Here is a 19,991-nt window from a genome sequence, read left to right on the forward strand (position 1 = left end):
CGTGTCGCCTCGCACCGGAATTTCCGCCGAGGGCGAGGCGCCGCGACCCAGTTGCACCGGGCGTACGCATGTTTCGGCGTGGCCAGGCGAGGCGGCGCGAGGCATTGCACCGCGGTTTCTGGCCTCGCGTGGGCTGATCCCGGGTCGGGCGCCGGGTCGGGCGACCGCCCTCGATCGTACAGTCTTCGTTCATGGTTGGGTATCCATAATATCGATGGTGTCCCGCCCGGCTCGCCCCCATGCTCGGGACATGCCGGTCGACCCCTCGCTCGAGCCCACCCGGCGGCGCCACGCCGCGCAGCTGTGGACCATGCGTGCCCACGCCGAGCTCGAGGCCGCTGCGCGCTTCTCACGCTTCGCCGACGAGCTCGCCAAGCTCGACGCGCCCGCGCAGGTGATCGAGCTGGCCCAGTCCGCCGCGGTCGACGAGCGCCGCCACCAGGTCCGCTGCGACGAGCTCGTCGCGTACTTCGGGGGCGAGCCCTCGGGCGCGCGCGAGCAGCCGGCCAAGCCGCTGCGCTGCGATCTCACCGAGCCGCGCGAGCGCATGCTCTACGAGGTCGTGAGCATGTCGTGCGTGACCGAGTCGCTGAGCACCGCGTTGCTGCTGGAGATCCAGACCCGCTGCGAGGATCCTCGGGTGCGCGCCGTGGTCCACGAGATCGTCCGCGACGAGGTTCAGCACGCGCGCCTGGGCTGGCTCCACCTGGCCCACGAGGCCAGGCGCGGCCCGAGCCTGGCCTGGCTCGGCTCACGGCTCCCCGCGATGCTCCGCGGGACCCTGGACACCCCCGAGCTGTTCGCCGACGGTCCGGGCGCGGGCGACCAGCTCGACGGGCTCGGCGGCCTGCCCCGGGCCAACCGCCGCGAGATCTTCGTGCAGTGCCTGACCGAGGTCGTGTTCCCCGGCCTGGCCCACAGCGGCGTCGACACCAGCGCGGCCCAGGCCTGGCTCGATCAGCTCAATACACGCCCGGGATGATCCGGTACGGCACCCGCTCGCAGTAGCGTGTCCACAGCTCGCCGTACTTGGCCGCGCAGCGGCGGTCATCGTCGCGCTCGCGCGGCACCAGCAGGGCCACGTAGTAGAGCGGGTACAGCCACGGCCACGGGCTGCCGAGCCAGCCCAGCGCCAGCGCCAGCCCGGTCGCCATCAGGATCTCGCCGAGATAATTGACGTGGCGCGCGACCCCCCAGAACCCGCCGCACAGCAGCGAGCGGGCGCCATCGGTGAGGACATGCGGCGCCAGCACGCCCAGGAACACCCGCTCGGGATCGGTCTTGTAGGTGAACTTTTGCAGGTTGGCCCCGCGCGCCAGCGCCCAGCCCGCGAAGAACACCAGCGCCGCGACCACGCTCAGGACCGGGCTGACGTGGGGGTTGCCCCGATCGGCCAGCGCCCACAGCCCGATCCCATAGAAGTACGGATAGAAGCACAGGCAGCCCCAGCCCAGCTTGAAGCCGACCCGCTCGGCGAACAGATCATACGTGTAGAGGTGGACCCGCTCGAACCACAGATAGTCACACACGAAGAAGCTCAGCAGCGCCAGGTGCAGGGCCACGCCGGGCGAGGGATCGCCCGGGTAGACCATGTAGTGATGGGCCGCGAAGCTCAGGATGTTGAGCTCGAGCATGACCGCGCCGACCAAGTACAGGAGCATCTTGGCGTCGACGCGGCCGCCGAGAAACTGCGGGTTCTCGCGCCGACCCAAGAACAGATCGGCGGCCAGCGACTTCGCGGACGGCTCGGCGTGCTCGGCCGGCGGCGCGGTCAGGACGATCCACAGCGTGAAGCCGACCCCGAGCCCGAACGCACCGATCAGTCCCGACCAGCGGTGATGGTAGAGCCAGTCGAACGGCAGCCACCCGATCCAGCCGAGCACCACCCACCCGAGCACGGCGACGAACAGCACGCCCAGGCCGTTGAGCCTATAGCGCAGCGGCTCACCCGTGTCGGGATCGCGGACGTAGCCGTCGACCACGCGGGCGGGGAGCAGCAGGTGCAGCGCCAGGATCGCGGTGTAGATCAGCGCCGGGGCCAGCAGGCCGGCGACATCGAAGCACGAGTCGAGACTGAGATCGTCGAGCATGGGCGTGAGCCCTCGTGTCTCACGGCGGGAGCCGTTCGTCGAGCCAGGAGATCAGGTGTCGGAGCGACTCCAGACAGCGGAACCCACGCGATGACGCGGACGGGCGACTGGAGGCCCTGCGCGGGACGACGCTCGCGTCAACCCAGCGCCCGTCCCCGCTCCACCCATGCGATCGTCACGGCGACGTGGCGGCGCCATCGGAGCACGCGGGCCAGACCATCCTCATCTTCGACCGCACCTCGGGAACCACGTCAGGCCAAACGACATCCGCGGATCGGTCGCGTGAGCCGGACTCGGCGCCGAATGGGGTGACGGCATCGACTGGACTCGCAACCCTGGTGTCCAACTCGAGTCACGTCATTCCAGCGGCAGATCGATCGCCGTCAACCATACGTGACGTGAAAGTTGCCGGGCGGGCTTGGCTGTGTTTCCAGTTTTCGAGGATGCACGCGTGATAGATTCGCATGGCGATGTCGGCCGCGCGGAAGCTCCTCTTTGTCGTCACGGCGGCGTGTAGCGTGCTCCCGAGTGCCTGTGTAGAGCGGCCGGTTGTTCCCGAATCGCAGCCGCGCAGCACCTTGGACATACACCGACTCGAGCCGCCTGGGCACGCCCCTGGCGAGCCGCGAGCCTTCACTGACTGCCCCGAGGGCGCCTGTCCGCGGGAGCAGGCTGCCTACCTGTTTTCAGGCGAATTCCACGAACGGGTCGTCGACCTGCGGGTTCAAAGCTGCACCGTGGGGCTCGACCTCGTGTGGGCCCGTCGCTATCGGTCGCGCGTGAGTCGCCACCCTGGGGAGACGCCGCTCGGCAATAATTGGGACCACAGCTACAACATCTATATCGAGCTCGGCGCGGGTCCAAGTCAGCCGATCATGATCTACGATGGCGACGCACGTCCCGCCGAATTCTCGCTCGACTCGAGCCACCAGTGGACCGCGCCTGGCTATCATCGGGTCGGCACGTTCGATGACGATGGCCGCTTTGTGCTGACCTTCGCGGACGGCGGCACGTGGACGTTCAACGCCGCGCAAGACTCGGCTCGGGTGGGCACGCGCAAGCTGCGGCGAATTACGGATCGCAACCACAACATCGTCGAGCTCGAGTATGACGACAATGACCGACTCGAGCAGGTCGTCAACGCTGTCGGGCAGTCCCTCGACTTCGAGTACGACGCGACCGATCATATCACCAAGGTCACCGCGCAGCTCGGCCCCGACACCTCGCGGACGATTCACTATGACCGCTACGCGGCCGATGACCCCGGCGGCAACCCGCATGACCTTCGCCGCGTCACGCTCCCGCCGATCGTCGGCACCGTCACCGGCAACGACTTCCCAGATGGAACGAGCACGACCTACACCTACGCGACCGGCACCGGACACACGGAGCTCGACGGCAATCTCCTGACGATCGAAGACAGCCTGGGTCAGATCTATCTGCGCAACACCTACTCCGACACCCAGGACCCCGGAGACTTCAACTTTGATCGACTCCTCACGCAGGCATGGGGCAACTCGAATGATCGCATCAGCATGATCTACGCCAGCGTCGAGCCCTCAGCCACCAACAACTTCGCGATCACGATGGCCTGGGTCAACGATCGGGTCGGCCGGGTCAGCTCCCACTTCTTCGACGGCGGCAACCACCTGGTGCTGCGCCGCGAATACACCGGGTTCGCCAGCCCGGACCTGCCGTCCAGCGACGGGTTCAACCCGCCGGGGGACAAGCTGCGCGGCGACGACCCCGAGTTCTTCGAGACGCGCTTCGCGTACAATGTGGATGGTCACGTCATCCGCGTGACCCACCCGCGCGGCAACGCGACTGTCTCGGTGTACGAGGGAGATCTAAACGCCGCCGCGTCGCCGCGGGTCCGCGGAAACCTGCGCGAGCGTCACCTAGGCCTAGACATCCAAGCTTGCGACAGCGGCGCACCAAAGATCAGCGAGTACTTCGAATACGTGCCGGGACTGGGCAACGAACACGATCAGCAGGAGTTCGTGGCCCGCGCCACCGATCCCCGGGGCAACGTGACACAGACCAGCCATGACGGCAGGGGCAACCGGATATCGATCATCTACCCAGAGCCAGACACCCGCGAGGACATGCAATACAACGTGCTCGGACAGTTGACGCGTCACCGATTCCCAAAAGATCAGCATGGCGCCCGCCGCGAGCTGGCCTTCACGTATGAACATGAGGGCCGTCTCCGCAGCGAGATCGAGGATCCCCAAGGTCTCGCGCTGACAACGACGACGGAGTTCGACGCAGCCTGCAATGAAGTCCGACGCATCGATCCGGCCGGCAACGACAAGCTCTACAGCTACAACTCCCACGACGAGTTGGTTCGCGAACTGAGCCCGCTGACCACCTGCTCGGCGACCTGCGGTGGCGGGACCCCGACGCGGGCCTACACCGATCGCATCTACGACGCCAACATGAACTTGGTGCGCGTCGACGAGGAGGCGCTCGACTGCGAAGGCAACCCTCAGGCCAATGCCGTGATCTCGACGTTTTTCGAGTACGACATCCTCAACGAGCTGACGCTCACCAGCGCGGAGCTCGACGAGGGCCAGGCGATCGTCAATTTGCTCAGCTACGACGCCAATCGCGAGCTAACCACACAACAGCTTGGGGAGGCCGTGTCACAGACGGATCCCTTCAACACGGTGAGCTCAGTCTACGACGAGCGTGGCCTGCTGTATCAGGAGATCCGCGGACAGGGCTCACCGCTCGCGCAGACCACCCAGCACGACTATGACGCCAACGGCAACGAGCGGCGCGTGCTCGAGGGCCCGACGCGCGTGACCAACTATGTCTACGATTGTGCCGATCGACTCGTTTCGATCCAAGACACGATGGGCAACCAGACGACGTACCGGTACGATCCGGCCGGCAACCGAGTCGAAGAACGGTTCGAGGGGGAGCTCGTCGATCTACCCGGTGCGTCGGGCAACCTCCTCTCGCGGCGGACGACCGTCAGCTACGACACGATGAACCGGCCCGTCGTGACGACGCGGGATCACTTTGACCCGATGACCCAAACCCAGATCGGAGACGGCGCATCGGTCACCACCCTTGCGTATGATGGCGAGTCGCGGGTGATCCTCGAGACCGACGACAGCGGCGGCCAGACCACCCACGATTTCGACGCCGTCGGCCGACCGTGGCGTACTGTCGATGCCGAAGGGAACGCCGTGGAGCTCGCGTACGACGACAACGGCAACGTCAGTGAGCGCGAGCTGACCGACGCCCCGACGATGGCAGGCGCTGCTTTGGTCGGTGTTTGGACGTATGCCTACGACGAGCAGGACAACCTGGTCCAGACCACGGACCCGATCGGCAGCACGACCCACAGCTGCTACGACTCCCTCGGTCGCCTCGCGGAGACGGTCGCCCCACGCCAGAACCGTACGACCTACAGCTACGACGGCACCGGACGCCTGACCGAGTCGGCGTACCAGCTGACGGACGACGGGACCGGGGCCGGCAGCGTGGTCAGCGTCGCCGTCACACGACAATTTTGGGACGCCAGCGATCGATTGATCGCCCGGGAGGATCCTGGCGGCAACCTCACGGAGTATCAATACGACTCGCTGAATCGGGTGACGCGCGAAACGTACGCCGACGGCCGGTTCAATGTATTTACCTATGATGATCATGGCAATATCGTCGAGTTCGTGGACCCGAGCGGTACGTCCTTGGTCTTCGGCTACGATCGACTCGATCGCCGCGTCAGCGTGGCGATCACACCCGGACATGGCGTGAGCGCCGACACCACCTTCGAGCGTTACACCTTCGACGGTCGCTCCCTGCTCGTCGGCGCGGACGACGATGACAGCCATGTCGCGCGGCGTCACGACTCGCTGGGGGCCATACTGGCAGAGACTCAGACCTATCTGAGCGGACCCGCGCGTGAGCTCGGCTACGTCCGCGATGCGCTCGGCAACCCCACGACGACCACCTATCCCGCGGGGCGAGTGATCGACCGCAGCTTCGACCGCCTCGCTCGCACTCGAACGATCAGCGAGGGCGGCTCCGAGCTCGTGCAGCTCGAGTACCTTGGCCCAAGCGTGCTGCGCCGGACCTACCTCGAACCCAGCACCCGGAGCGACTACAGCTACGACCCCGCCCGCCGCATGGTGGGCAGCCAACACGTCGAGTTCGTTGGTGATGTGGTCACTGACGTAGTCGACCAACGCATCTACGGCTTCGACGACGCGAACAACAAGCAATCCGAGCAGGATCTGACACTCGGTAACCTGGGCGGGCGTTGGACGATCACGCACGACTCGCTTGGCCGCATGGTGGGCAGCGACGTCAGCGGTAGTGTTGCGGGCGATCGCTCGGTGGACTACATGTTTGACGGCGCTGGCAACCGAACCAGCACGAGCGGAAGCAAGTGCCCCGGTTCCTACACGCAGGTCGGCGTAGACGCGGTGCTCAACCAGTACACCCTGACTCCGTGCGAGGCCTGGTCGCACGACCCCGCCGGCCACCTGGTCGATACCAGCGCGACGGCCAGCGACGGGTCCGATCGCGAGTTCGAGTACGACCACCACGGGCGGCTCGTCCATGTCGTGATCAGCCCTGGTGCTCCCGACGAGGTTGCGATCGAATTTGCCTACGACGCGCTGGGTCGCAAGATCCGGGCGACGTCTACCCACGGAGCCTCGAGCGTCACGGAGCAATACGTCTATGACGGTTGGAACGTGATCGAGGAATACACGACCGCGGACTGGACACCGAGCGCCACGTACCTCTACGGCGACGGGCTCGACAGCCGACTACAAATGATCCGAAAAGACTCGTGGTGGTTCTTCGACGACGAGACCGGCTCGACGACCGCGCTCGGTCACAAGCCCTCGGACGGGCCGTTGCTGGTCGAGCGCTACAGCTACCAGGACTTCGGCGAGCCAAGCTTCTTCGTGGCCGGCTCACCCGCGGCGAGTTCGCTCAGCGGGAATCCCTATCTGTTCGCGGGCCGACGGTGGTTGCAGAGCATCGGCCTGTATGATCTGCGTACGCGCCACCTGGACCCCGTCGCCGGCCGCTTCATCACCCGCGACAGCCTTGGGATCTGGGCTGACGAGGAGAACCTGGGCAACGGCTACACCTACGTGACCAACACCCCCGGCAGCGCGACGGATCCGACCGGCGAGTGGAAGAAGCCGCACATCAAGAATTGCCACGACGGCGCCAGGTACGACATCGAGCAGTGGCTCGGCGAGGCCGAGCGCCAAGCCCGGCGAGCGCGGAGCTGGTTTGACGGACAGGCGGAGCGCAAGCGCAAGCGTCGCAAGACAGACTGGAACAAGAACAAGAACGATGGCCGGCTGTGGTGGGGGAACTACGACAACACCCGGTTTCACCGAATCAAGTGGAACTATCGCAAGATCGTTCGTCGTTGCTCGAAGAACGTGATCACCTTCAAGTGCCGCAGCACGGGTGAGTTCTGTGGATTCACGGACTCGTCCGCCTGGACGCACTCGTCTTGGCATGCGTGGATTCGCGTGTGCAAGAACGGCAGGCGGGGAATGTTTCGCTCGAATGGCACACCGCGGTACGATAGCAAGATCTTCAACGGTGGGACAATCCTGCACGAGGTCTCTCACAACATCAATGCAATCGGAGACAAGCGGCTCAACGGCTCAAAAGTGAGCCTCCATGACGAGGTTCAAGAGCTCGCCTCCAGGAAACCCGTTCGAGCGAGCTGGAACGCCGCCAACTACGAACACTACGGAGCGTCCCGATGACATTCTCGGCACCCATGACCCCGCACCCGCTGCGACACCGAGTCGCGTTCTTGTTCTCCGCATTTTTCACGACGGCAACGTTGTGCAGCTTGCCCGCACAGGCCGTGTCATGTCCGGGGGGTGAGGGCCTCGAACTCGTCGATCCGGTGCTCATCGTCATAGACGGCCCTGGTGACGCCACCGAGGAGCAGGACCGCTGGTCAAGCATCGGCCAGATCTACCTCGACGGTCCACGCGTGCTGCACGTAGACGACCAAGGCTTCGAACTCGAGAAGGAAGAATAGTGATGACTGTTCGACTCACAACCTGCCTCGTGTTGCTCGCGGGCGCCGCCCAAGTGGCCAGCTGTATCACCTACGACTGCGGTACGCTCGATCTGGTCGAGTCTGGCGTGTACCGGCTCCACGACACCATCTACGATCGCCTCGATCCGCAATATACGGACCTTCTCGGCGCCCAGCTCACCATCGATCGAGACACCGAGACCTCCACGATCCGCTACACCCGCGATGGGACCACCTACGAGGTTCGTCACTCGCTGACAAAGCTGTGATCACCGCCTGCTGCCGCGTCTCGATCACGCGGCAGCGCAGCCAAGCGACGCCCGCTCGTGTCTCACGGCGGGAGCCGTTCGTCGAGCCAGGAGATCATCCGCGGGTACACATCCAGCGCCGCCGCCCGACCAATGAACGTGTCCTGATGCCCGTACCCGGGGATCTCGATCAAGGTCGCGTCGATCTGCGGGTGGCGATCCGCCAGGTACCCGTGGCACAGCGCCATCGAGCCGGTCCACACCCGATTGAGCATCCCGTCGACCAGCAGCAGCGGCGTGTCCCAGTCGGCCAGGCCGTCGAGGGCGCTGCGAGGCAGGCGATCGTAGCGGGCATCGGCGAGATCATGCCGGACCACCGCGCGCTCGCTGACCATCTTGCGCAGGTGGGCATAGAAGCTCAGCGGCGCCGGCCCAAACAGCTCGCGCAGCCGCGCGTGGGTGACGGGGTGGAGGTTGCGGTGCTCGTACAGCGCCGACTCCCCTGCCCGGCCCGAGGCTCCCGGCCCCAGCCCGGGTGCCAGCCCCAAGCTCGAGCCCCACGCGAACGAGATCATCTGACAGGTCGGGTCCTTGCAGCTCGACCCCGCCGCCGCGAACGCGAACAGGGCAGCCCGCCGCGACAACAGCCCGACCTGGGCCAGGTCCATCGGCAGGTAGCCCTCGGGCAGCATCCGCTCGAGCACGCGCGGGAGCAGCGAGAGCTTGAGCCGCGACAACTCGGGCAGGTTCGGGGTCAGGAAGGTCGAGTTGGCGACGACGCCCGCGAGCGGCCCCGCGAGCTTGGCGGCGATCGTCATGCTCAGCGCCAGCGCCCCGACGCAGTGGGCGATCACGGCGACCGGCCGACCGCCGTTGTGACGGCGCACGGCCGCGAGCGCGGCGGGGAGATCATAGAGCGCGACGTCGTCGACGTTGAACCCGCGCGCGTCGGTGTTGTAGGGCAGGCGGAAGCTGCCGCGCCAGTCGATCGACCACACGTCGCCCCAGCCCGCGTCGAGCAGCGACTCGACCAGGTTGTCGTGCTCGGGCATCACGAACATGTCGGTCGAGGTCGTGAGCCCGTGGATCAGCACCACGCTGCGATCGCTGGGGCCGCGGCGAAATCGGGTCAGGCCCAGGGTCAGCCCGTCGTCCGTCAGCAGCGGGAATTCGCGCAGCTCGGCGTCGACGTCGGCGATCAGGGGTCGAAGCGCGGTCATTTACCTGACACCACCGAGACCCCGAGCCGCAGCGCGAGATCGTAGAAGGTCCGCCCGATGTTGCCGCCGAGCCACGCGAGGTACAACAGCCGCGCGCGGCGGCGCTCGGCCTCGGGCACGTCCGGGTGAAATTCGACGTTGTAGACCTGGTCCTCGACCCAGGTCTTGCCCTCGACCGCGGCCTGGCCAGACACCAGGGTGCCGCTCGCGTCACCCAGCTCGAGCTCGAAGGTTCGGCTCTGACGCCACAGATCAAACCGGGGCCGCGCGACCTTGTGGCCCTCGAGCCACAGCTCGCGGCCGTCCTCGTCGACCAGCTCGACCCGGATCCGCATGAGCGTGGCCTCGCTCGAGCGCGGGCGGCCGAGCCCGGAGTTGGGCCGGACCCACCAGTGCCCGTCGCGGACCTGCAGCGGCGCCGGGTGTAGCGCCGGGCACAGCACCCGCCCGGACACGTCGATGCGGCGATCGTCGAGCAGCTGCCGCAAGCTGGTGACCGAGGCGGTGAAGTCGAGCTCGAGCGGCGTGGACTGGCCGTTCGGGCCGGCGGCCGCGCCGATCAGGTGCTCGCGAAACCACATGTAGCGGGCCGGAACGCCAGCCGCGTCGAGGCGATCTTCGAGCAGCCCGGCCGCGCGCAGCTTTCGATCCCAGCGCATCATTTGAGCGGCGTCGAGCGGCGGACACGGCAGCTCGAGCTGCGCGGCCAGCTGCGTGGCCCGGCGCGCGTCGGTCCGGGGCGCGAGGTTGACGAGCCGACAAAATTCGCGGCCGCTGTCGCTGCCAAGGATCGCGCGCAGGGCCGAGAGCGGGTGGTCGGGATCCTCGCCGAGCTCGGCGCGGACCGCCTCGAGCCAGCCCTCGAAGTCACGGATCCGCATGCCGCTGCCGCCGAGCTCGTACCACTGGTGCATCTGCGCGATCGAGACCGGCGCGGGGTTGACCAGGTGGAGGATCCGGCCGCGCACGTCGCCCGAGCTCGCGCCGCCGAGCGAGACCGCGACGATCATCGAGGCGATCCAGTCGACCGGGGCCACGTCGACGTCACGGATGTCCGGCAGACAGCGCAGGCGATCGGACGCGCGCAGCAACAGCATGAACAGATCGTCGGGGTTGTGGCAGGCGGTCGTGGAGTGGGGCCCGATCGTGCCCGGCCGATACACGACGACCGGCAGCCCGCGGGCGCCCGCCTCGAGCACCAGGCGCTCGGCCACCCACTTGCTCTGCTGGTAGCCGATCGGCAGGGCGGCCCCGGGCCCCGGCAGGGTGTCTTCGTCGAGCACGTCGCGCGCGAGGCAGCCCGCGCCGACCAGCACGCCGATCGTCGAGACGTGGTGGATCGCCGTCGGCCGCTGGGCGCAGGCCAGCTCGATCAGCGAGCGCGTGCCCTCGATGTTGGGCCCGCGCTGCAGCTCGTAGGGCTGGGCGAAGTTGACCGCGGCGCCGCAGTGATAGATCGCGTCGAGCTCTTCGGCCTCGCGCCGCCAGCTGTCGCCGCCGAGCCCGAGCCGCGGTGCCGTGAGATCGCCCGGCTGGACCTCGACGCGGCGGCGCAGGGCCATCGACCACGGCAGCTCGACCCGCTCGACCGCCGCGCGCAGCCGCTCCCACGCATGCTCTGCGTCGCGGGCTCGGATCAGACACACGACCGTCGCGTCGGTCTGGCGCAGCAGCTCGAACAACAAGTGGGCGCCGACAAAGCCGGTCACGCCCGTGAGCAGGACCCGGCGCAGCACGGCGGGCGCCGTCGTGCTCGACCCCGGCCGCAGACGCGCTGCCATACCCGCTGACGGACCCGCTGACGGACCCGCTGAGTTGGCCCCGGGCCCACTCCACGCCCATGCCCCCGTCCCCGCCGGGAAGATCGTGGGATCGAGCTGCGCGTCGGTTGCGATCCGCTCGGGCAGCGGGAGCTCGCGGGCAGGCACACCCGCGTCGAGGGTGCCTGCGGCGACCGAGGCGAGCGCCCGCGCGCTGGGTGCGTTGACGAGGTCGTCGAGCGTGAGCTGCAGCCCCAGCTCGCGGCGCAGATCCGCGAGCAGCTCGACGGCGGTCAGCGAGCTGGCCCCCGCGGCCAGAAACTCCGCGTCCAGATCGAAGTGGGAGAGGTGCAGCAGGGCGGCCATGCGCGCCGCGATCTCGCGGGCCAGCGTGGTTCCGGCCTCGGACGTGGTCGAGCCGCCGACCCCCGGCTGCAGCCAGCGCACGCCAAACGCACGCAGCACGTCTTCACCGGTGACCAGCTCGCTGGCGATCCACCCGAGCCGCTTGGCCTCGAGGCGCCGATCGATGTCGAGCCGGCGCGAGGTCGAGTCGCCGGCCGCGTGCTCGACCCGCTCGAGCAGCGCCGACAGGCCGATCGAGCGCAGCCCCGCGGCGGGGATCCGCAGCTCGAGCGCGCCGCCGAGCCCCTCGACCAACTCACCCGCGCCCGCGTCACCGACCCGCCGCACGAACCGACGCGCGGGGGTGTTGCGCGGCGAGGGCTCGGCCAGCAGCCGCACGGTCGCGGCCCCGACCTGCTCGGCCTGCTCGGCCAGCCACTTCAACAGCTCGAGCTCGACCCCGCGCCCGAGCACCCGACAGCTGAGCAGCAGGGTCTCGACGACCAGCTCGGCCTGGCGCAGGCGCGCGACGACCAGCCCGACGATCCCGTAGTCACCAAAGCGATCGTGGACCTCGAACACGGTCGCGCGGACGTCGGGCTGCTCGAGCTCGTTGGCCAGCTCGTCGGCGGTGCGGGGGCGCTTGCGCAGGTTGAACTGGTTGGTGCGCGCGCTCAGCTGGGCGGCGCGCTCGAGGTGGCGCTCGAGCGGGCGCGCGACCACGGACAGCTCGAGGCTGCGGACGAATTCGATGTGGCCCTGCCCGGCCCGACGCGACGACCGGCGGGCCCGCTCTTCGGCGTAGCGACGCGGACGCTCGAGATCCGCGTTGGTGCGCGCGTCGACGTCGAGCGCCCACAGCCGCTCGATGAAGCCCGGCCCCCCGTCGCTGGGTTGGCCCGCGAGCTGCTGCTTGGGCAGCACGAACGCGAGCACCTCCGGGCACGCGTCGCGCATCGCCGCGACCTCGACCTCGTTGTCGTCGAGGAAGCAGAAGCTCTCGACGCCCAGCGACAGTCGCTCGGCCAGGTTGATCAGCCGCGCGGCCTTGCTGTCCCAGCCGCCCTCGATCGCCACGAAGTCGTCGGCGCCCGGCAGCTCGGGCCGCTCGAGCGCGGCGCGGACCAGATCGGGATCGTTGTTGCTGACGATCGCCAGCAGCACCCCCGCCGCCCGGCACTCGCTCAGGCGTCGATGCAGCGGCGCGAACGGAGCGGGGTCGAGCCCCGCGGGCCCGTCTTCGCCGACGACCCCGGCCCACAGCGTGTTGTCGGCGTCGACCGCCACGAGCTTGAGCATCTGCCGATCGTGGCGCCACAGCTCGCGCACGATCGCGGTGGCGAACGCCGCGTAGGCGGGGCTCGTGAACGGCACGTGAGCGAGCGCGTCGGCCTGGGGATCGAACAGCGACTCGACCCGCAGGGCCGCGAGCATGGCCTGGGGCCCGAGCACCCGCACCCCCGAGATCGCGGCCAGGCCCTCGCCGAGCTCGCGCTCGAGCGCCAGCAGATCTTCGGACGCGTCGGACGGCGGCAAGCCGATGATCATCAGGCCGGCGCTGGCCGCCTCGCGGACCGCGTCGAGCAAGTCCGCGCACCAGTCGCGATAGTCGTCGAGCCCAGGCGGGACCGCGCGGGCCCGGAACACGTCGACCAGCCGGACCAGCAGCACCCGCGCGACGACGTCCTCCGAGCGCAGCGCGCTGGCGGGATCGAGCAGCGGCTGGATGACCTGGGCGTAGGGCTCGGGCTCGACCTCGAACGGACACTCGAACAGCCGGCCCCAGCCGACGATGATCGGGATCATCGGCTCGGCGGTGAAGGTGGCGGCCAGCGCGATCCGTCGGCGGGTCGGCGCGGCCGGGCAGCTGCTTGGCCAGGCGTGGTGCGACAGCGGGGTGTCGACGTCGCGCGCGAGCGTCGAGAGCAGCTCGACGTAGGCGTTGACGAGCGCCCGCGCGCCCTGGCGATCGAGCACGTCGGCGCGGTGGTGCAGCTCGATCGATCCACCCTGCGGCCCACGGACCAGCGACAGCGACAGATCGATGTCCATCGAGACCGGGCCGATCGGCAGGCGCCGCAGGCTGGCCCCGCGGGCGTGCTCGTTGGCCGGCAGCACGTTGAACAGCACCTGCAGCACGGGGACCCCGGGGACGCAGCCGAGCGCGCGCTCGAGCGAGGCCGAGACCGAGACCGGCAGGCCCGGGGAGTCCATCGCCCGGCGCAGCTGCCCCTGCGAGCGACGGGCCAGGACCCGCGGGGTGTCGCTCGCGTTGACGCGGCACGCGATCGGGACCGGGACCCCGAAGTAGCCGACCGCGTCGGGGCTGCCCAGCGCGATGCGCTGATCGACGGGGACCCCGACCACGAACCGCTCGACCCCGCAGACCCGGTGCAACAGCAGCTGCAGGACCGCGAACCCGAGCGCGGCGGGCAGCACCCCGAGCGAGCGCGCGAGCGCGTCGATGCCCGCGTGGGTCGCCGCGTCGAGCTCGACGAACAACGACTTGGCCGCGTAGCCAGCGTCGGGCGAGCGGCCGGTGAAATTCACGAACGAGAGCGGCTCGATCCCCGCGAACGACTCGGCCTCGAGGGCGTCGCCCTGAGTCCCAAACTGCGCCCCAAATTGAGCCCCAAACTGGGCCCCGTGCGGGTCCCCGTGCGCCTCGGTTGCGAGCCGCGCGAGCGCGCCGTCGTCCGGGGGCCCGGGCGCGCGCGCCTCACCGTGAAGGTCGGCCTCGAGCTCGTTGACGAGCACGCGAAACGACGCGTGATCCGAGACCAGGTGGTGGGCGACCACGCACAGGACCGGCTCGGCGCCGGGATGCTCGAGCAGCACGAACCGCCACAGCGGCGCGCGGTCCAGCGCGATCGGCCGACGGACCTGCTCGGCGTACACGGCCTCGAACTCGTCGAGGCCCGCGAGCGGCTCGCGCTCGAGCGTGATCTGGACGTTGGCCGCGATCCGCTGGCACATCACGTTGGGGTGCTCGATCGAGTCGAGCACGAACGAGGTCCGCAGCGCCGCGTGGCGAGCCGCGAACGCCTGCAGCCCGAGCTCGAGCGCCCTGACGACGTCGGGCTCGGACCCAGCTCGGCCCGCGCCCCAGGTCTCCGCCCAGCTGTCGAGCCCGTCGGTCCCGCCCCCGCGCAGCGAGAACGCGGCGGCGAGGTACAGCGTGTCGGCCGGGAGCCCCGCCGCGCCCGCCCCCGATCCGCTCGCTACCCGAAACAACCGCTGCATGTCGGCCGTCAGCGGCAGCTCGCGCGCGCGCAGCTGGGTGGTGTCGTAGCCCTCCTCGCGCAGCCACGCGGCCAGACCGGCGACCGAGGGCGCGTCGAACACCGCGCCCAGCGTGATCTCGCGGCCGAGCATGACCTCGAGCTTCGCGGTCATGCTCGCGATCGCGACCGAGTCGGCGCCGAGCTTGAAGAAGTCGTCGGTGCGGGTGAGCCCGGGGTGGCCCAGGACCTCGGCGCAGATGTCGAGCACGCAGGCCTCGACCACATCCCGCGGCGGATCGACCCCGCCCGCTCGGGTCTCCTGGGCCGCGCGATCCTGGCTGTCACTGTGCGCGAGCGCTTCGAGCCGACCGGCCAGCCAGGCCTCGCGCGCGGCGCTGCGCCGGAGCTTGCCGGACGAGGTCTTGGGCAGGGTGTGGGGGGGGACCAGCAGGACGTCGAGCGGCCGCACGCCAAACCCGTCGGCCAGGACCTCGCGCGCGGTGGAGAGGATCGTTTGATAGCGATCGCTGGGGGTCGACTCGCGCACCTCCACGATGATCACGACCTCCTCGAGGCCATCGTGCTCGGTCGCGAACGCGACCACGCAGCCGGGCCGCACCTGCGAGTGGGCGTCGCCGATCGCCTGCTCGAGATCGTGGGGGTGCAGGTTGCGGCCGCGGACGATCAGCAGGTCCTTGCGACGGCCACACACATAAAGCTCGCCCTCGTGCATGAACCCGAGGTCGCCCGTGCGCAGCCACGGCCCCTGCTGATCACCGACGAGCTCCAGCCCGAAGGTCGCGCGCGAGAGCACCGGCCGGCCCCAGTAGCCGCTGGCGACGTGGGAGCCGCGGACACAGATCTCGCCGACCTGCCCGTCGTCGAGTACCGCGAGCACCTCCGGGTCGACGATCGCGACCTCCGAGCCCGGCAGCGGTCGGCCCGAGCTGACGAGATCGACCCCAACCGTTGAACCCGCCGAGTCGGCAAGCTCTGCGCGGCCCGCCTCGAGGGCGGCTCGATCGGCGTGGAGCACCGTCGGCCCGCCGCCGACGCGGACGGCCGTGACCGCGAGCGTCGACTCGGCCAGGCCGTAGCAGGGGAACAGCGCCCGCGCGTTGAGGCCCGTCGACGCGAACGCCTTGCTGAACCGCCGCATGGTCGCCGCGCGGACCGGCTCGGCGCCGTTGAACGCGACCTCCCAGCATGACAGATCGAGGGCCTCGAGCTGCTCGGCCCGCTCGGCCCGATCGACCCGATCGACGCTCAGACGATCCACGCACAGATCGTAGGCAAAGTTGGGGCCGCCGCTGGTCCGCGCGCGGAAGCTCGAGATCGCCTCGAGCCACAGCATCGGTCGCTTGAGGAACGCGATCGGCGACAGCAACAGCGCGCTGCCGCCGACCCACATGGGGTTGATGACCGTGCCGATCAAGCCCATGTCGTGATAGAGCGGCAGCCACCCGACGACCCGGGCCCGGTCGCGCTGCCCGAAGCCGGCCTGGATCATGGCCTCGTTGTGCAGCAAGTTGGCGTGGCTGAGCATCACGCCCTTGGGCTCCCCGGTGCTGCCTGAGGTGTACTGCAAGAACGCCAGCTGCGAGGGATCGAGCGGAGGCGGGGTCCAGCTCGCGGCGTCACCTGCGTCGGCGGTCGACAGCCACTCGAGCTTAGCGAGGCCCTCGGACTGCTGCGCGACGGCCCGGGTCATCTCCATCAGATCCGCGCTGGTCAGGCCGAACCGAGCCTGCGCGTCGATCGCGATGGCCTCGAGCACGGGCAAGGTCTTGTAGAGCCGCGAGGGGTTGGGCGGATAGACCGGGACCGCGACCGCGCCACACATCGAGCAGGCGAACAGGCCGACGATGAACTCGAGCCCCGGACCGAACACCAGCACGACCCGCTCGCCGCCAGCCCCAGCCGCGTCGAGCATCGCGGCGACCGTCCGCGCCCGCGTATACAGCTGCGCGTAGCTCAGCTGCGCGCGCGGGCCCTCGACGTCCGCGCTCAGCAAGAACGAATAGCCCTCGCCGGAGTGACTCACGGCTCGCAGCTCCAGCAATTCGGCCAGAGTCTGGGGCGGGCGGCTCAACGCCGACCCTCGCGCGCTCGACCACACGGATTCGAGACTCTATCCCAAGTCCCCTCCGCGCAGGAACCCATCGCGTGCATTTGATCGATCACAAACACTACACCGCGGGTGGGCGGTGAGCTCGTTTCATGCGACGCGCGATACCCACCCGGCGCGCCACTGCGCACGATCGCGCGGCCCGACGCCGCGGCTCACTCGGGCACTGGCAGCAACCATTGCGGCGTGTCGAGGTTCGCCACGAACTCGCGCCATTGCGCGCGTCGGGTCCGGCTGCCGACCAACTGCGCCGGCGCCATCGCGCGCGGGAGCAGGTGGTCGCACACCAGCTCGAAGGTCGCGGCGTTGAGGGCATCGAGCACGAGGATGGTCTCGCGCCACAGATCGAGGGTGCATCGCGGCGCCCAGTGGCCGAAGTAATTGCAGGCCAGCTCGCGCTCGCGGGCCGCGTGCCGATGCAGCTCGGGCAGCCGAAATAACTGCGCCGCGAAGTCGGAGTAGCAGGCCTGTTGAACCTCGTTGAGGCCGACGGCGAGCTGCCAGCGGGCCCGGCTGGCGTCGAGCTCGACATGCTCGACATAGCTCGCAAACACCTGGGGAAACTCGAACGGTGGCGTCGCCGACGGGGGCTCGCTGGCCGGGATGTGCTCGTGGCGTCGCTCGAGGTACGGGAACTCCGAGCGCAGCGCGGCCTGGACGTCGGCCCGCAGCCGCCCGCGAAACCGCTCGCCGGCCCCCAGCACCGCGCGCAGCGAGTCGAGGAACACCGCGGCGTTGAGCAGCCGCGGGGCCAGACCCGCGCGGGCGTACGCGAACCGCATCACGGGCGGCAGCGTGGCCCGGGTCGGCTCGGCGATCTCGGCCCAGACCCGGCACAGCGCTTCAGGATCGCCGCGCTGGTACGCCGCGAACGAGCCGTCGACCTCGGCGGCCGTGGCTTCGCGAAAGTACGGAATCGCCCGCAGCTGCGGGACCAGCCGCGCGTCGAGATCCGCGACCGCCTCGAACTCCCGATCAGGCCGTCGGACGCTCACGTGCTCGGCTCACCGTCCGCGCCAGCTGGCTCGGGGTGGACATCGAGCTGCGGCGATCGAGCGCCGCGCGGCCCCGCCATCAGCTTCAGGAAGTCGGGCCACAGTCGCAGGCGCTGAGCGAGGCGCTCCATGTAGCCCCACAGCCGGGTAATGATAAAGAAGTAGGGGCGGGCCCTCGGCAGGTGCCACAGCGGCCACGTGACCGCGTAGACCAGGCGCCCCGGGAGCAGGGCCTTGGCCAGCAGCGGCCCGCGCTCGCCAACACCCTCGCGACCCCCGTCACGTTGGGCCGCGGTCATGAACCGCACCAACCGGCGACGCCGGGTCTCGCTGCTCCACTGCAGGCGATAGTGCCGAGCCAAGAGCTTGGGCGTCCAGAGCTCGGCCGGGTGCAGGTGGTACAGCTCCGCGATCTCACCGAGCTCGTAGAGCGCCGTCTGCATCAGCACGTGCGGTTGATGCCAGGCCTGCTCGTACTTGAACTTGTTGAGCAGCCGGACCGAGTCCTGCATCAGCTCGTGGTCGCGGTTGAGGCCCGCGATCGTCGTGGTGCACGGTTGCTCCCCCGCGCAGGCCGCGGTGATCAGCGGCGCGACCGCGACGAGCTGCCGACACGCCATCTCGATCCCGATCGAGTAGAGCGCGTCGACGAAGCCCGAGGCGTCGCCGATCAGCGCGTAGCCAGCGGGCGAGACCCAGTGCTCGGTGCGGTGGCCGAGCTTCGCGTAGTACGAGAACGGCTCGGTCGGCTCGGCGCCCGCGAGCGCCTCGACCAACGCCGGGAATTTCTGGGCCATCTCCCAAAACCCGCGATCGTCGGACTTGATGTCAGGCTGGTGCTGGGTCTTGTCGAACGAGACCCCGACCGAGGTCGTGTGGTCGTCGATGTGGATCCACCAGAACCAAAACCCCGGCCCGCTGAGGTGGATCGTGTGACGGCGACGATCGATCCCGCGGAAGGTCTGCCAGAACTCGGGGTCGTGGCGGACGTTGGTGAAGCGGGTCCAGATCGCCGCGGTCTCGAGCCCGTCGAGATCGTGGGTGATGCCCAGCTGGCGAGCGAGCACCCGGCGGCGGCCGCTGACGTCCAGCACCCACTTGCAGGTGACGACGCATGGCTCGGCGTCGGCGTCGGCGTCGGCGCCCGCGTTGGCCTGGACCACGACCCGGTGGTGACGATCGCCGAGCTCCACGCGACGCACCGAGCTGGCGTACATGAACACGGCCCCCGCGGCCTCGGCTCGCCGCGCGACCTCGGCGTCGAGCGGCGGGCGGTCGACGTGGTAGGTGGGGATCAGCCGGGGAAACGCCCCCGCGATCTGCTCGAGCGGGGTCAGCGAGAGCAGCAGCTCGTGGCACTCGTCGAGCACCCGCGGGGCCGGGCGGTCGCGCGGCGCCGTCACGAAGTCGAACCCGAACTTGCGAAACGAGTGCTCGCGCAGCCACTCGCCCAGGCCGATCTCGTGATGCAAGAACACGCTGGTGCCCTCGGTCAGCGACTCGCCGACCACCGTCTTGAGCCCCTGCCCGCGCGCGCGCGACTCGAGCACGACGACCCGCAGCCCTCGCTTGCGCAGCATGATCGCGGCCATGCTCCCGACCAACCCGCCGCCGATCACAGCGACGTCGTACTGGGTCTGGTTGGCCTGCTCGCTCACCTCGACCTGCATAGTCGACTCCCACCCTGATCAAAAGAGCTGGCCTCGAACCGGCGCCTCGCGGGCTTGGGCCATGGATTCAAACTGGTGCAGCAGCCCTCGCAGCCGGCCGCAGCGGCGCTCGTGCGGCGATCTTGCGATCGCCTGCATCGGCGACCACACGGCCTGGGTCGTCGGCGCGGGCGGGACGCTGCTGCGCAGCCGCGACGCCGGGGCCAGCTGGGACTCGCTCGAGCTCGGTCAACCACTCGAGCCGCCGCGCCGCTGCACGGGCTCGCGTTCT

The 19,991-nt window shown here is 69.2% G+C and carries 10 protein-coding genes; 4 read left to right on the top strand and 6 right to left on the bottom strand.

The window, feature by feature from the left end; genetic code table 11:
- Nucleotides 1-250 precede the first annotated feature (250 nt).
- Entirely contained in the window at nt 251-982 is a 732-nt protein-coding gene (locus tag ENSA7_RS24860; RefSeq protein ID WP_106091828.1) for a ferritin-like domain-containing protein, read from the top strand.
- Here ENSA7_RS24860 and ENSA7_RS24865 read toward each other — a convergent pair.
- Nucleotides 963-2,090, bottom strand: coding sequence for a DUF1295 domain-containing protein (locus ENSA7_RS24865; RefSeq protein ID WP_106091829.1), 1,128 nt, complete (start codon nt 2,088-2,090; stop codon nt 963-965). The two genes, ENSA7_RS24860 and ENSA7_RS24865, sit on opposite strands and share 20 nt — an antisense overlap.
- A gap of 352 nt (nt 2,091-2,442) precedes the next feature.
- Entirely contained in the window at nt 2,443-2,676 is a 234-nt protein-coding gene (locus ENSA7_RS44125; RefSeq protein WP_181234072.1) for a hypothetical protein, read from the bottom strand.
- On the opposite strand from ENSA7_RS44125, the gene ENSA7_RS24870 reads away from it, so the two are divergent.
- Genes ENSA7_RS24870 through ENSA7_RS24880 form a run of 3 tightly spaced genes read left to right on the top strand, consistent with a single transcriptional unit; the run spans nt 2,609 to nt 8,399 of the window.
- Complete coding sequence (locus ENSA7_RS24870) at nt 2,609-7,846, top strand: RHS repeat-associated core domain-containing protein (RefSeq protein WP_280524034.1); 5,238 nt, start codon at nt 2,609-2,611, stop codon at nt 7,844-7,846. The genes ENSA7_RS44125 and ENSA7_RS24870 overlap by 68 nt on opposite strands.
- Before the next feature lie 14 nt (nt 7,847-7,860).
- A complete protein-coding gene (locus ENSA7_RS24875; RefSeq protein ID WP_106091831.1) occupies nt 7,861-8,130 on the top strand; it encodes a hypothetical protein in 270 nt (89 codons plus the stop codon).
- Between the two features lie 2 nt (nt 8,131-8,132).
- On the top strand, nt 8,133-8,399 hold the full coding sequence (locus ENSA7_RS24880; RefSeq protein ID WP_146158098.1) for a hypothetical protein: 267 nt from the start codon (nt 8,133-8,135) through the stop codon (nt 8,397-8,399).
- A 62-nt stretch (nt 8,400-8,461) separates the two neighbouring features.
- Here the strand turns inward: ENSA7_RS24880 and ENSA7_RS24885 are convergent, their stop codons facing one another.
- From ENSA7_RS24885 to ENSA7_RS24900, 4 genes are all read right to left on the bottom strand, one after another.
- Nucleotides 8,462-9,598 carry an alpha/beta hydrolase gene (locus ENSA7_RS24885; protein WP_106091833.1) on the bottom strand — a complete coding sequence of 379 codons (1,137 nt, stop codon included), beginning with the start codon at nt 9,596-9,598 and terminating at the stop codon, nt 8,462-8,464.
- Nucleotides 9,595-16,971, bottom strand: a complete 7,377-nt coding sequence (locus ENSA7_RS24890; RefSeq protein WP_181234074.1) for a thioester reductase domain-containing protein — start codon at nt 16,969-16,971, stop codon at nt 9,595-9,597. The genes ENSA7_RS24885 and ENSA7_RS24890 overlap by 4 nt, the downstream gene beginning before the upstream one ends.
- A 239-nt stretch (nt 16,972-17,210) precedes the next feature.
- Nucleotides 17,211-18,050 (bottom strand): hypothetical protein, encoded by an 840-nt coding sequence (locus ENSA7_RS24895; RefSeq protein ID WP_106091835.1) that lies wholly within the window; start codon nt 18,048-18,050, stop codon nt 17,211-17,213.
- Nucleotides 18,047-19,720, bottom strand: coding sequence for an NAD(P)/FAD-dependent oxidoreductase (locus ENSA7_RS24900; protein WP_106091836.1), 1,674 nt, complete (start codon nt 19,718-19,720; stop codon nt 18,047-18,049). The genes ENSA7_RS24895 and ENSA7_RS24900 overlap by 4 nt, the downstream gene beginning before the upstream one ends.
- Nucleotides 19,721-19,991: the final 271 nt, after the last annotated feature.

Source organism: Enhygromyxa salina, assembly GCF_002994635.1.
In the GTDB taxonomy this organism is placed as follows: domain Bacteria; phylum Myxococcota_A; class Polyangia; order Nannocystales; family Nannocystaceae; genus Plesiocystis; species Plesiocystis salina_B.